The following is a 12882-nucleotide window of genomic DNA, read 5'->3' as shown; positions in this document are numbered from 1 at the left end:
GCTTGGCTCAGCCCTGCCAGGGTGCCGGCGCGCCGATCAGGCGACCCATGGCGCCGTAGATGCCCATTTCCTTGAGTACATTCAGCTCGCCTTCGGTTTCCACCATCTCGGCGATCAGCGGCAGGTCGATGCTGTTGGTGGCGCGGAAGATCGCCTCGATGAACACGCGCTTGTCATTTTCCTTGTCGATGGCGCGGATGTAGCTGCCGTCGATCTTCAGGTAGGCCAGGCCCAGGTGGGTCAGGTTGCCGATCAGGCTGAAGCGCCCGCCGAAGTGCTGCAGGCCCAGGTGGTAGCCTGCCTCGCGCACTTGTTGGCTGAGTTTCTCCAGTTCCGCTGGTGGCGGCAGGTATCGCTCGTCCAGCTCCAGGGTCATCAGCTCGCTCTGCTGCGGATGTTCCCTGAGCAGGTTCAGCAGCTTCTCCAGGCTGCCAGCGTCACGCAGCGTGGCAGCGGACAGGCTGAGGGCGAGCGGCTGCGGGTACTTGGCCAGGTGCGCCAGACTGTGTTCGAGCATGGCCAGGTCGAAGCGTGCGGCCCAGCCCAGGCGTTCGATCCACGGCAGGAAACGGCCGGCGGCCACGGCCTCGCCTTGTGGGTCGAGCAGGCGTGCCAGGACCTTCTGGTGCAGTACCTGGCTGGTGTCCGCGCAGGCCGCCACCGGTTGGAAGTACAACTGCAGCATGCTCTGGTTGAGCGCATCGTCGATCCAGCGTCGCCAGTCGTGCAGGCCGTGGCCATTGGTGGCCTGGTAGTCGTCCAGGCGCTCCCAGGACTTGCCCGCATTGCTCTGTGCCTGGGCCAGAGCCTGATCGGCGCGGCCGATCACATTGGCCACTTCCTCACCGGGGCGGAATGCGGCGATGCCAAGGTGCGCCACCGGCGTGCAGTCGCTGGCGCCGGTCTGGCGCAGGCTCTCCAGCCCGTCTGCCAGTTCCTGGGCGAGGCGGTCGGCGTCCTCGGCGACCAGGCCCGGGGCGAGCAGGGTGAACTCGCCGCCGCGGCTGCGTGAGGCCAGCCAGTCCGGTGCACCGCGCTGTTCCAGCAGACGCTTGAGCAGCTCACCGATGCTGTAGATCAGCGAGTCGGTACGCTGGCCGCCCATGCGCTGGTTGAGACCGCCGAGATCGTTGACGCGCAGGAACATCAGGTAGCCGGAGGCATTCTGCTCGGTCACCGCCAGCTGGTTGGCCAGCTTGATCTCGAACAGGCGGCGGTTGGCCAGGCCGGTGAGGCTGTCCAGGTAGGCCTCTTCGCGCAGCTTTTCGCTGCGCGCGGCTTCCTCGGCGAACAGCTGCTTGAGCTTCTCGACCATCTGGTTCATCGCCAGCACCACGCGTTTGAGTTCGGGGGTACGCGGCACGCGGGGCAGGGTGAGGAATTCGCGGCGGGTGATGGCCTGGGCCTGGCTGACCATGTTGTCCAGCGGGCGCAGCTGGGTGCGTAGCAGCCAGCCGCCGAGGATGGCGCTGACCACGCCGCACAGCAGCAGCCAGACCAGGCTGCCGATGGCGCTGTCCCACAGCTTGGCCAGGGCGAACTGCGGATGGCTGAGTACTTCGACCCGTGCCGCCTGCTCCCAGCCGCGCATGATCAGTGCATCGCCACCCTGCGGGTCGAGGTCGACCAGGTCGACGAACCAGGCCGGCACCTTGTCCGAGGTGGTTGTGGTGCGTCGCTCGACTATCACTTCCTCGCCGGGAATGCGCACCACGCGGATGGTGGCGAAGTAGCCGCTGTCGAAGATTGAGCTGACCATCAGCTCGATCATTGCCGGGTCGTCCACGTGCGGCGTCATCGACAGGCCCAGCGCGGTGGCGGCGTCCTGGGCATGCGAGCGCAACTGGCTGAGCAGCTGTTCGCGCGAGGACTCCACGCCGGCGATGAAGCTGCCGGTGAAGGCCACCACGAGGAACAGGCAGATGGCGAGGAACAGTTGTTTCAACAGGGACATAGGCCTCTCCTAACCCTCTCCGATGTCGAAGCCTTCGGCTCGCATCTTTTTCAACAGATCCTGCCAGCGCGACAGTTTCTTGGTGTCGCTCTTCCTGCCGGTCTGGCCTGGCAGATACAGGCCCTCGGCATTGAAGGCGTAGACCGGCAGCAGGTCCTTGCGCTGGGATGCGGGGCGGATCTCCCCGATCAGATTGTCCAGCACCAGGGGTTCTGCGCCGGGGCTGGCGTAATAGGTGAGCACCATGTGCGCCTGGTTGTAGCGCAGTGCCTTGACGTACGTGATGCGCAGCTTGTCGCTGGGCACGCCCAGACGGCGCAGGGTGAAGTACTTGGCGATGGAGTAGTCCTCGCAGTCGCCGGCGCCCTTGATCAGCGCCTCGACCGGCGTGGCCCAGTAATCATTTTGCCGCCAGTTGCGGCTGTCGTCGGAGAAGCGGAACTGGCGATTGAAGAAGCGATTGACCGCGGCCAGCTTCTCGTTTTCAGGGAGGTTGGTACTGGCGATGATCAGCTCGTCCCAGGCCTCGATGCGGCCCTTGGCGACGCCGAGGTTGCCGTAGCGCTGCTCGGCATTCTGCAGGATCAGACCGAAGTCCCAGTTGGCGCGCGCCACCATCGCCAGCAGCAGGCCGAGCAGGGCGCCGAGTAGCAGCCGGCCTGTCGGCAGGCGCTTGGCTCGTCCCTGAGTGCTCGGCCGCAACGGCATGAAAATGTCTCCACGAGAGGTGGAGAAAGTGTAGGCAGCGCGTCACATTTTTTCCGCTTTCGCGGTGCGCTTCAGCCGCGGCTGGGCAGGGTCTTCTGACGCAGGATGTAGAGGCTCACCAGCACCGCGCTGGTGAGCATGAAGGCACGCGCCCAGACTAGCGGCACCAAGTAGCAGGACAGGCCGATGCTGGCCCACATCAGGCCCAGGGCGTAGACCTTGCCCTTGAGTGGAATGCCGTTGCCTTCCAGGTAATCACGAATCCACGGGCCGAGGCGCGGGTGGTTGACCAGCCACAGGTAGAAACGCCTGGAGCTGCGCACGAAGCAGGCCGCCGCTAGCAGCAGGAAGGGCGTGGTGGGCAGCACCGGCACGAAGATGCCGATCACCCCGAGTACCACGCTCAGCCAGCCGATCGCCAGCAGCGCGTAACGCACGCTGCGGTGGCGGCTCTGCTGGATATCGCTATGCGCCATGGGCGCGGCTTAGTGGTGGCGGGGTTTGAGAAGGGCAGGCTTCTCTTCCGGCGCCTGGCACAGCAGGAACAGGGCGGTGAGCAGTTCGGGAATCTGGTCGACCATGCTGTCCACCAGTTGGCGGTCGCGGGCGATCTCGGCGAATTCCGGCTGCTCGTCGAACAGGCCGGAGGCGACCATGATCGGCAGCAGCAGCTCGCTGACTTCGTCTTCGGAGTCTTCGAACCACACGGCCTCGCGCAGGAACACGCCTTCCATGAAGCCGATGCACCAGCCGCGCAGGTCGGAGTCGTCCGGCTCGTCGCCGAGGTCGATGTCGCAGGGGATTTCCGGCTCGTCGTCGCTGGCCAGCTGGCGGGCGATGTGTGCCTTGAGCAGTTGCAGGGTGGCTTCGATCTCTTCGCGCTCGGCCTCGCTGCGGTAGTGCGGCGGCTCGGCGAACAGGGCATCGATCCACTCGCGTTCCGGTACATGGTCGGGGCAGATGCAGAGGGCGGTCAGGTAGCCATGGGCGGCCACGTAGTCCAGAGCTTCTTCGTGCAGATCATCGGCATCGAGGAAGGCTTGCAGGCGGGACAATTGCTCGGCGAAGGACATCGTGGGACTACCTTGAGTGAGTAAACATCGGGATTCTAGCCGCCCAGGCCCGCAAAAGCACGGCCGACGGGCGATGGCCTGCCGCCGTCATCGCTCGCGTATACTGCGCCGCTTCCAATGGAGACCGGCACGGCATGCTCGACCAGGCAACCAATCCCCAGGCACTGCGCATCCTCAAAGACGTTTTCGGCTACGACGCCTTCCGCGGCAAGCAGGCGGCGATCATCGAACGCGTGGCCTCGGGCGGCGATGCGCTGGTGCTGATGCCCACCGGCGGCGGCAAGTCGTTGTGCTTCCAGGTACCGGCGCTGCTGCGCGAAGGTCTGGCGGTGGTGGTCTCGCCATTGATCGCGCTGATGGAAGACCAGGTTTCCACCCTCGACGAGCTGGGCGTGGCCGCCGTGGCGCTCAACTCCACCCTGAGTGCCGAGGAGCAGCGCGATATCGCCGAGCGCATTCGCCGCGGCGAGATCAAGTTCCTCTACGTGGCCCCCGAGCGTCTGGTACAGCCGCGCATGCTGGACTTTTTGCAGCGTCTGCCACAACTCGCCCTGTTCGCCATCGACGAAGCGCACTGCGTGTCCCAGTGGGGCCACGACTTCCGCCCGGAATACCTGCAGCTGGGTCAGCTGGCCGAACTCTTCCCCCAAGTGCCACGCATCGCCCTGACCGCCACGGCGGACATGCGTACCCGCGAGGAGATCGTCCAGCGCCTGCACCTGGAGCAGGCCGAGCGTTTCCTCTCCAGTTTCGACCGGCCGAACATCTTCTACCGTATCCAGCCCAAGGATCAGCCGCGCAAACAGCTGCTGGCCTTCCTCGCCGCGCGCAAGGGCGATGCCGGCATCGTCTATTGCCTGTCGCGCAAGAAGGTCGAGGAAGTGGCCGACTTCCTCAGCGCCCAGGGCTTCCCGGCGCTGCCTTACCACGCCGGCCTGCCCAACGACCTGCGCGCCTATCACCAGAAACGCTTCCTCAACGAGGAAGGCCTGATCATGGTGGCGACCATCGCCTTCGGCATGGGCATCGACAAGCCCAACGTGCGCTTCGTCTGCCACATGGACCTGCCCAAATCGTTGGAAGCCTATTACCAGGAAACCGGCCGCGCCGGCCGCGACGGTCTGCCGGCGGATGCCTGGATGGCCTACGGCCTGCAGGACGTGGTGTTCCTCAAGCAGATGCTGGCCAACTCCGAGGGCGATGAACGCCACAAGCGCATCGAGCAGCACAAGCTCGACGCCATGCTCGCGCTCTGCGAGGAGACCCGCTGCCGACGCCAGGCCTTGCTGGCCTACTTCGACGAAGTGCTAGAGAAACCCTGCGGTCATTGCGACACCTGCGTCGACAACGTGCAGACCTGGGACGCCACCGAGCCGGCGCGTCAGGCCCTGTCGACCATCTACCGCAGCGGCCAGCGCTATGGCGTCGGCCATCTGGTCGACATCCTGCTCGGTCGCGAGAACGACAAGATCCGCGCCTCCGGCCATCAGCATCTGCCGGTGTTCGGTATCGGCAAGGCACTGGCCGAAGGCGACTGGCGCACCCTGTTCCGCCAGCTGGTGGCGCGCGGCCTGGCCGACGTCGATCTGGACGGTTACGGCGGTCTGCGCCTGAGCGACGCCTGCCGCCCGCTGCTGCGCGGTGAGGTGACGCTCGAGCTGCGTCGCGACCTCAAGCCGCAACAGGCGGCCAAGGCCAGCGGCAGCAGCGCCAGCCAGCTTGTGCGTGGCGAGGAGCGCGAGCAGTGGGAGGCCCTGCGCACCCTGCGCCGCAAGCTGGCCGAAGAGCACAGCGTGCCGCCCTATGTCATCTTCCCCGACTCGACCCTGCTGGAAATGCTGCGCAGCCAGCCGCGCAACCTGTCCGAAATGGCCCAGGTCAGCGGCGTTGGCGCACGCAAACTGGAACGTTATGGCGAGGCCTTCCTCGAAGTGCTCAACGGCGGCGAGTCTGCCGAGGCGCCCAAAGTGGTCACCGACCTGCGCCACGAGCTGGTCAGCCTGGCCCGCGCCGGCATGACCCCGGCGCAGATCGCCAGCCAGCTGAACTGCGGCGAGAAGAGCGTGTACAACCTGCTGGCCGAGGCCATCGCTGGCCAGCAGCTGTCGCTGGAGCAGGCGCTGGATCTGCCGGAGGAACTGCTCGGCGAGATCCAGGATGCCTTCCTCGATGGCGAGGGCGAACTGCCGCCGGTGGCCGGCATCGCCGAGCAGTTCGCCGGACAGGTGCCGGAAGGGGTGCTGCACTGCGTGCGCGCGGCGCTGCAGGCCGAGTTCGAGGTCTGATGTCGCGGCGATAACGATTCTTTACGCCAATTCGTTGGCGACAAACTTGTGACGTGTTTCTCAAAACGCTAGGGTAAGCCCAAGCGATCGATAAGCGAGGTCCTGGTGTCGCTGCATCCCGACTGGCTGGGCGAGGTCCCGCCCAATCCCTACGCCGAGCAACTGTCTCGCGGCTACCGCCTGTTGCGTTTCGCCCCGTCTCTCGAACGGGAATATCGCGCCTACATGCTGCGCGACACCCTGGAGCTGAAGCGGGTTGCGGTGGTCTATGCCCTGCTGGTGTGGCTGGCCTTCGCCGGTGTCGACATCTGGATGATCGAGGGGCCGCTGCTGGCAGCCCTGCTGGCCATCCGCGCCGGTGTGGCGCTGCTGTTGCTGGCCTGCGGACGGGTGATCCTCAGTCGTCGCCATCCGAAGCTGGCGGCACCGCTGGGCATCGCCGGCATCGGCGCCATGGGCCTGGGCGCGGCGGCCATCATCGCCCTTGGGCATGGCCAGGACCCGTCCTTCCCTTACGAGGGGCTGCTGCTGGTGTGCATCGCCGCCTACTTTCTGGTCGGCCTGCGCCTGATCGAGGCGGTCACCACCTCGTTCCTGGTGCTGCTCGCCTACGGCCTGTTCGAGTGGCTCGGCGGCCTGGCGCCGGAGCGGCTGTTCAACAACCTGCTGTTCCTGCTGGCCGGCAACCTGATCGGCGCGATCGGCTGCTACCAGCTGGAGCTGAAGTCGCGCGAGCACTTTCTGGTCAGTGGCCTGCTGCGCGTCCTGGCCGACCAGGACGGCCTGACCGGCCTGCACAACCGGCGCAGCTTCTATCGCGAGCTGGGCCGCCTGTGGCGCCAGGCGCAGCGTGAGGAGCGCTCGCTGGCGCTGTTGCTGTGCGATGTCGATCACTTCAAGGCCTACAACGATCACTACGGTCACCAGGCCGGCGACCGCGCCTTGCAGCAGGTCGGCGAGGTGTTGCTGCAGGCGGCGCGGCGCCCGCTGGACATGGCAGCGCGCCTGGGCGGCGAAGAGTTCGCGGTGCTGCTGTACGACATCTCGGCGAGTGAGGCCAAGCAGCGCGCCGAAACCCTGCGCCAGAGCCTGGAGGCCCGCGCCATCGAGCACGCGGGCTCGCAGACGGCGAAGGTGCTGACGCTCTCGGCCGGCGTGTGCTGTCTGCAACCGGCGACGGACCTGGCCATGGACAGCCTGTTCGAGCATGCCGACCGCGCGCTTTACGAGGCCAAGGCCTTCGGCCGCAACCAGGTGGTGACCTGAAGCGCCCCCCGCGCTGGCGTGAATCGTCCCTGGCAGCGTCCGGCATGGCTGCTAGCATCGGCGCTTTCCTCTGCCGGCAGTAATCATGGAACGACTGATCCAGGCCAACGGCCAACCTCATTACGGAATCTTCCCGGCCGCACCGGGGCAGGTGAACTGGCGCGACTTCGACTTCCGCTCGCCCATGGGGCGGCGCCTCGGCACCCTGGCCAAGTGGCGGCGCTTTCATCAGTTCCAGTACTTCGGCATCGTCAGTGACGAGTTGATTGGTGGCTGCGCCCTGGCCGACATCAGCCTGCTCACGGCGGGCTTCGTCTATCTGTTCCACCCGGCCAGCGGGCGCATGATCGAGCGCGAGTTCAAGCGGCCGCTGGGGCATGGCACCTCGTTTTCGCAGCAGCCCAACGACGGCGTCTGCGAGCTGCGCAGCGGTGCCAACCTGCTGCGTCTGGACAACCGCGGCAGCGAGAAGCACCTGCTAGTGGAGCTGGACGACGACACGCGCATCGAGGCGAGCTTCTCCGAGCAGCAGTTCGAACCCATGTGCATCTGTACGCCGACGGCGGTGAACGGCTGGGTCTACGCGCAGAAGGTCGCCGGCGTGCGCTGCCGGGGCAGTGTGCGCAGCGAGTTGGGGGACTTCGACCTGCAGGCGCTGAACGCCTTCGCCCACCACGACTGGTCGGCCGGCTACATGCGCCCGGAGACCTTCTGGAACTGGGCCTGCCTGTCCGGCGAGGTGAACGGCGCGCGGGTCGGGCTGAACCTGTCCTGCGGGGTCAACGAGACCAGCTTCAGCGAAAACTGCTATTGGCTGGACGGCGCCCTGATGCCGGTCGGCGGCGTGCACTTCCAGTTCGATCGCGACGACCCGCTCAAGCCCTGGCGCATCGTTTCCGGTGATGGCCAGGTGGAGCTGAACTTCCGTGGCCACGGTCTGCACCGCGAGCAACTGAACCTGGGCGTGCTGGCCAGCAACTTCAAGCAGGTGTTCGGCTGCTTCCAGGGTACCCTGCGCCCGCCGGGCAGGGCGCCGCTGGTGATCGACAACCTGTGGGGTTTCGTCGAGGATCAGTATGTCAAATGGTGACGGCGGGCTTGGCGAAGGCCGTTCCCGGGGTTATGGTTAGTTGACTAATAATTAGGTTTTTCTGCTGTCCACACGATTCGGGGAGTGGGCGGCGGCAGGGACCAGTGAGAGTCTTCTATGCACAACTTCGCGCACCACAGTTTCGGTATGCAGCTGGCCCAGCTTTCCCGCGCCTGGCGCGCCGAGCTGGACCGCCGTCTCTCCGGCCTCGGCCTGTCCCAGGCACGCTGGCTGGTGCTCCTGCACCTGGCTCTGCTCAAGGAAGCGCCGACCCAGCGCGAGCTGGCGCAGACCGTGGGGGTGGAGGGCCCGACCCTGGCCCGCCTGCTCGATGGCCTGGAGTCCCAGGAGCTGGTGCGGCGCATCGCCGTGCCGGAAGACCGCCGGGCCAAGAAGGTGGTGCTCAGCGCCAAGGCGCGGCCCCTGATCGAGCAGATCGAGAGCATTGCCCTGCAGCTGCGCAAGGAGCTGTTCGCCGGCGTCAGCGAGGAGGAGCAGCGCCTGTGCCAGAGCGTCCACGCACGCATTCTGGGCAACCTGGAAAAGACTTGATCCTTGGGTCTTTCCGCTACATCCAGGCCTTTTCCTATCGCGATTTAGCATAAATCGCCGTTGGCGTTTGTTTCGGTGCTTTCTTAAGCTGCCCTTATGCCCGCCAGTTCGGTACTCAAATACCACCTCTCTGGGCGGGCTTGCCGGGCCGCAAGGGAACGCCTGCCCGACAAGTGCTGAGCACACGCCAGACCCGCCGGGGATAAATCATTACGCCCAGGGATATGCCGGTCAGGCCGTGTCGGGGAGGAGCCTATGGCTCGCATCCGTCACCTGCTGCTGACCCTCGTTTCCGGGTCTGCCTTCTACTCCGGCCTGGTGCCCGCCCTGGGGCTGGGTGAAATCAGTCTGCATTCGGCACTGAACCAGCCGCTGGACGCGCAGATCGAGCTGCTCGAAGTCGGCGACCTGAGCGCCGACGAGATCAAGGTCCGCCTGGCCAGCGTCGAAGATTTCAATCGCGCTGGCGTCGATCGCTTCTACTTTCTCAACGACCTGCGCTTCACCCCGGTACTGGGTGGCGGACGCAACCTGATCCGGGTGGCGTCCAGCAAGCCGGTGCGCGAGCCGTACCTGAACTTCATCATCGAGGTGGCGCGCCCGGGGGGCAGCCTGCTGCGTGAATACACGGTGCTGATTGACCCGCCAGGCTCGGCCGCTTTCAGTCCGCAGGTAAGCCTGGAGCCGCAGCCCCAGGAAGCTGAGGCTCCGCCGGTGCGCCCGACCGCGCCGCCGCGGGCAATGCCGCTGGCCAGCCGTGGTGAGCGTTACCGGGTGCAGCCTGGCGACAGCCTGTGGAGCATCGCCGGGCGCCTGCAGGCCGGTGGCAGTACGAGCAGCCGCGAAGCGCTAATGGCCGACCTGCATGCGCTCAACCCAGACGCGTTCAGCGGCGGTGATCGCAATCGCCTGCGCGCCGAGGCTGAGCTGTTGTTGCCCGACTCGGCATCGGCCGCGCCAGTCGTTAGCAATGCGCCGGTCGCACAACCGATCGACCAGCCCGCCGAGCAGCCGGCCGCCGTAGCACCGCTTGAGGTCGAGCGGCGGGATGCCGAGCTGGCCGGCGTCACCGCACAGAACCAGGAGCTGCGCAGCGCCGTGGACGCTCTGCAGAGCCAGCTGGTCCAGCTGCAGGCGCAGATGGCCGAGAAGGATCGCCAGCTGCAGCAGATTCGCGATGACCTGCAACAGCGCCAGTCGGCGCCCGCGCCCGCGGTGGCCGAGCCGCAACCGGTGGCGCAGCCCTCCCGCCCGCTCGTGCCTGCACCGGCCGAACGCGGCTGGGATTGGGCGCTGTGGCTGGGCAGCCTCTTGCTGATCCTCATCCTGCTGGCGAGTGCCTGGCTGCTCGGCCGCCGGCGTCCGTTGCGCGAGCCCGAGCCACAGAGCCGGCCGATCACTCCCGAGCCCAGGCCGGAGTTGCGTGTGCTGGCCACGCCGCAGCCGGCGGCGGCCCCGGAGCCGCCGCTGCAGGTCGACGAGGAGGAGCTTCAGACAGTAATGGCTCCGCCGCCCGCACAGCGACTGCCCGCCAGTGCCGCCGACCCGCTGGAGGGGGCCAATATCTATATCGCGTATGGCCGCTTCGCCGATGCCGGTAATGTCCTGCGCAAGGCGTTGATCCAGCATCCCGAGCGGCTCGACCTGCGCCTGCGTCTGTTCGAGGTGTACGGCGAGCTGGGCGATGCCGCCGCCTTCTTCGAGCAGGAGCGCCGGCTGCGCGAGCTGGGCGCCAGTCATGTGCAGGTTGACCAGATACGTGCGCGCTACGCTGCGCTGCAACGCCCACAGCAGGAGGTGCCGCTGGCCGACGCGGTGCTGCAGCTGGACGAGCCGGAGCCGGTCGTGGTGGCGCCGGACGAGTTCCAGCTCAATCTCGACGACCTGTCGCTGGACGCCGACTGGGATCTGGTCAGCCCGTTCCGGCCCGAGCAGTCAGTGCGGGCGCGGACCGCGCAGGAGCAGGCGCCCGATCCGCATTTCCGCTCCAACCTGCAGGAGCTGCCGGAAGTGCTGGAGATGGAGGTGCTGGAGTCCTTCGCCGAGCTGCCCCAGGAGCAGGTGCTGGACGACGACTTGTCGCCGGAGCCGACCAAGGAGCGCCAGGGGCCGCTGCACAGCGACCTGGATCACCTGGCTGGGAACCGCGAGCATCTGGTCAAGTTGAACCTGGCGCTGGCCTATATCGAGCAGGGCGATATTGGCAGCGCCTGCGACATCCTCAACGAGGTGATCAGCGAGGGTGATGAGGAAGAGCGCGAGCGCGCCCGGGAGCTGTTGGCGAAGATCGCATGATCAAGGGCGGGAAGGCCGACGCCGTGGCATGACCACGGCGTTGTCCTTTCTACGGCGCTATCATGGCGCCCCGATTCAGGCCAGGAGCCGCCGCATGACCAGCAAACCCGAGGTGGTGATCACTTACTGCACCCAGTGCCAATGGCTGCTGCGTGCCGCCTGGCTGGCCCAGGAGCTGCTCAGCACCTTCGCCGACGAGCTCGGCATGGTCAGCCTGCAGCCGGGCACCGGCGGGGTGTTCCGCATCGTCTGCGACGGGGTGCAGCTGTGGGAGCGCAAGGCCGATGGAGGCTTTCCCGAGGCCAAGGTACTCAAGCAGCGCCTGCGCGACCTGATCGATCCCGAGCGCGACCTGGGCCACAACGACCGCTAGGCCACATCCTCGACGCTGGCCGCATGCTTGCTCAGGCGTGCCGAGATCACCGTGGCCAGCAGGATCAGCGCGCCGCCGAACAGCATGCGCACGCCGGGCTGCTCGTTGAACAGCCACCAGGCGAAGGCGATGCCGTAGACCGGCTCCAGGGCGAACACCACCGAGGCGCTGCGCGCGTTGAGCACGCGCAGGCTGGCGACGAACAGGCTGTGCGCCAGCGCCGTGCACAGCAGGCCGAGCAGGCCGATCCACAGCCAGTCCAGCGCGCGTACCTCGGGTAGGGCCGACCAGGCCAGCGGCAAGGTCACCAGCAGGATCGCCAGGTTCTGCCACAGGGCGGCCTGGGCCGGCTTCACCCCGGCCGTGGTGGCGCGGTTGGACACCGAGACCAGGGCGAACAGTAGGCCGGAGAAGATCGCCCAGGCCAGGCCGATGGTGGCGTCGCTGCCCAGGTCGAAGTGCGGGGTCACCAGCACCAGGCCGAGGCTGACCAGCGCCACCACGCCCCATTCGGCCAGGCGCACCTTCTCGCGGAATAGCAGCCCCTCCAGCAGCACGGTGAAGGCCGGGAAACTGGCGAAGCCGAGGGTGGCCACTGCCACGCCCGAGACTTTCACCGCGATGAAGAACGCCCACCAGTGCCCGCCCAGCAGCAGACCGGCGCCGGCCAGGGCCAGGCGCCGGCGCCAGCTGATGGTCGCCAGCGGCTCGCCCAGACGGGCGAATACGCCGAGGGCGGCCACGGCGAACAGCGCGCGGCCGAACACGATCACCAGCGGTGCGGCCAGCGCCAGCTTGCCGAAGATGCCGGACAGGCCGAAGAACAGTGCGCCCAGGTGCAGGGCGAAGAGGGCAGTGCGGTGTTGCATGATTTTTCCAGGCTGCGGGAAACGGAGTAAAGCTGACGCGGAACAGGCTCAGGCCAGTCGCGCGCCATTGGGTAGAGGCCTGTCGAAGCTGGCCAGTACCACCTTGCCGTCTTGATCGTAGACGCCGGTCACCAGCACTTCGGAGCGCACGCCGGCGATCCGCTTCGGTGCGAAGTTGCACACGCACAGCACCTGGCGGCCGATCAGCTCCGCGGCGCCATAGTGGGCGGTGAGCTGGGCGCTGGAGGTCTTTACCCCGAGCTCGCCCAGGTCGACCTCCAGCACATAGGCCGGCTTGATCGCCTTGGCGTTGGGGTAGGCGTTGAGCAGGGTGCCGACGCGCAGTTCCACGCGCTCGAAGTCCTGCCATTCGATGGTCTGCATGACGGCAACTCTCCTGATGATCGGCAGAGTCTA

General features: G+C 66.7%; 12 protein-coding genes. 6 read left to right on the top strand and 6 right to left on the bottom strand.

The annotated features are described in order from the left end of the window. Positions 1-7: 7 nt before the first annotated feature. From lapD to IB232_RS05310, 4 genes are all read right to left on the bottom strand, one after another. Positions 8-1954 carry a cyclic di-GMP receptor LapD gene (gene lapD, locus IB232_RS05325; RefSeq protein WP_192397506.1) on the bottom strand — a complete coding sequence of 649 codons (1947 nt, stop codon included), beginning with the start codon at positions 1952-1954 and terminating at the stop codon, positions 8-10. Positions 1955-1963: 9 nt separating this feature from the next. Next, the gene (gene lapG / locus IB232_RS05320) at positions 1964-2662 is read right to left on the bottom strand and encodes a cysteine protease LapG (protein ID WP_192397505.1); all 699 of its coding nucleotides are present in this window, start codon (positions 2660-2662) and stop codon (positions 1964-1966) included. Positions 2663-2733: 71 nt separating this feature from the next. Then, a complete protein-coding gene (locus IB232_RS05315) occupies positions 2734-3138 on the bottom strand; it encodes a YbaN family protein (RefSeq protein WP_192397504.1) in 405 nt (134 codons plus the stop codon). A gap of 9 nt (positions 3139-3147) precedes the next feature. Then, complete coding sequence (locus IB232_RS05310; protein ID WP_192397503.1) at positions 3148-3735, bottom strand: YecA family protein; 588 nt, start codon at positions 3733-3735, stop codon at positions 3148-3150. A 134-nt stretch (positions 3736-3869) separates the two neighbouring features. On the opposite strand from IB232_RS05310, the gene recQ reads away from it, so the two are divergent. The 6 genes from recQ (at position 3870) to IB232_RS05280 (ending at position 11596) form a co-directional block, all read left to right on the top strand. Next, positions 3870-6020 carry a DNA helicase RecQ gene (gene recQ, locus IB232_RS05305; protein ID WP_192397502.1) on the top strand — a complete coding sequence of 717 codons (2151 nt, stop codon included), beginning with the start codon at positions 3870-3872 and terminating at the stop codon, positions 6018-6020. Positions 6021-6125: 105 nt separating this feature from the next. Continuing rightward, positions 6126-7286 carry a GGDEF domain-containing protein gene (locus tag IB232_RS05300; RefSeq protein ID WP_318652235.1) on the top strand — a complete coding sequence of 387 codons (1161 nt, stop codon included), beginning with the start codon at positions 6126-6128 and terminating at the stop codon, positions 7284-7286. An 85-nt stretch (positions 7287-7371) separates the two neighbouring features. After that, a complete protein-coding gene (locus IB232_RS05295; RefSeq protein WP_192397501.1) occupies positions 7372-8376 on the top strand; it encodes a DUF2804 domain-containing protein in 1005 nt (334 codons plus the stop codon). A 117-nt stretch (positions 8377-8493) separates the two neighbouring features. Beyond that, positions 8494-8928: a MarR family transcriptional regulator gene (locus IB232_RS05290; RefSeq protein WP_192397500.1), complete on the top strand. Its 435-nt coding sequence runs from the start codon at positions 8494-8496 to the stop codon at positions 8926-8928. Positions 8929-9183: 255 nt separating this feature from the next. After that, positions 9184-11223: a FimV family protein gene (locus tag IB232_RS05285; RefSeq protein ID WP_192397499.1), complete on the top strand. Its 2040-nt coding sequence runs from the start codon at positions 9184-9186 to the stop codon at positions 11221-11223. A 94-nt stretch (positions 11224-11317) separates the two neighbouring features. Then, positions 11318-11596, top strand: coding sequence for a SelT/SelW/SelH family protein (locus IB232_RS05280; protein WP_137971601.1), 279 nt, complete (start codon positions 11318-11320; stop codon positions 11594-11596). Here IB232_RS05280 and IB232_RS05275 read toward each other — a convergent pair. Both IB232_RS05275 and IB232_RS05270 read right to left on the bottom strand, forming a co-directional pair. After that, entirely contained in the window at positions 11593-12465 is an 873-nt protein-coding gene (locus IB232_RS05275) for a DMT family transporter (RefSeq protein WP_192397498.1), read from the bottom strand. The two genes, IB232_RS05280 and IB232_RS05275, sit on opposite strands and share 4 nt — an antisense overlap. Positions 12466-12513: 48 nt before the next feature. Beyond that, positions 12514-12849 (bottom strand): tRNA-binding protein, encoded by a 336-nt coding sequence (locus IB232_RS05270; RefSeq protein ID WP_192397497.1) that lies wholly within the window; start codon positions 12847-12849, stop codon positions 12514-12516. Positions 12850-12882: the final 33 nt, after the last annotated feature.

Source organism: Pseudomonas sp. PDM15 (assembly GCF_014851565.1).
In the GTDB taxonomy this organism is placed as follows: Bacteria; Pseudomonadota; Gammaproteobacteria; order Pseudomonadales; family Pseudomonadaceae; genus Aquipseudomonas.
The sequence above is the reverse complement of the archived record's forward strand: the minus strand, read 5'-3'. Positions and strand labels throughout refer to the sequence as shown.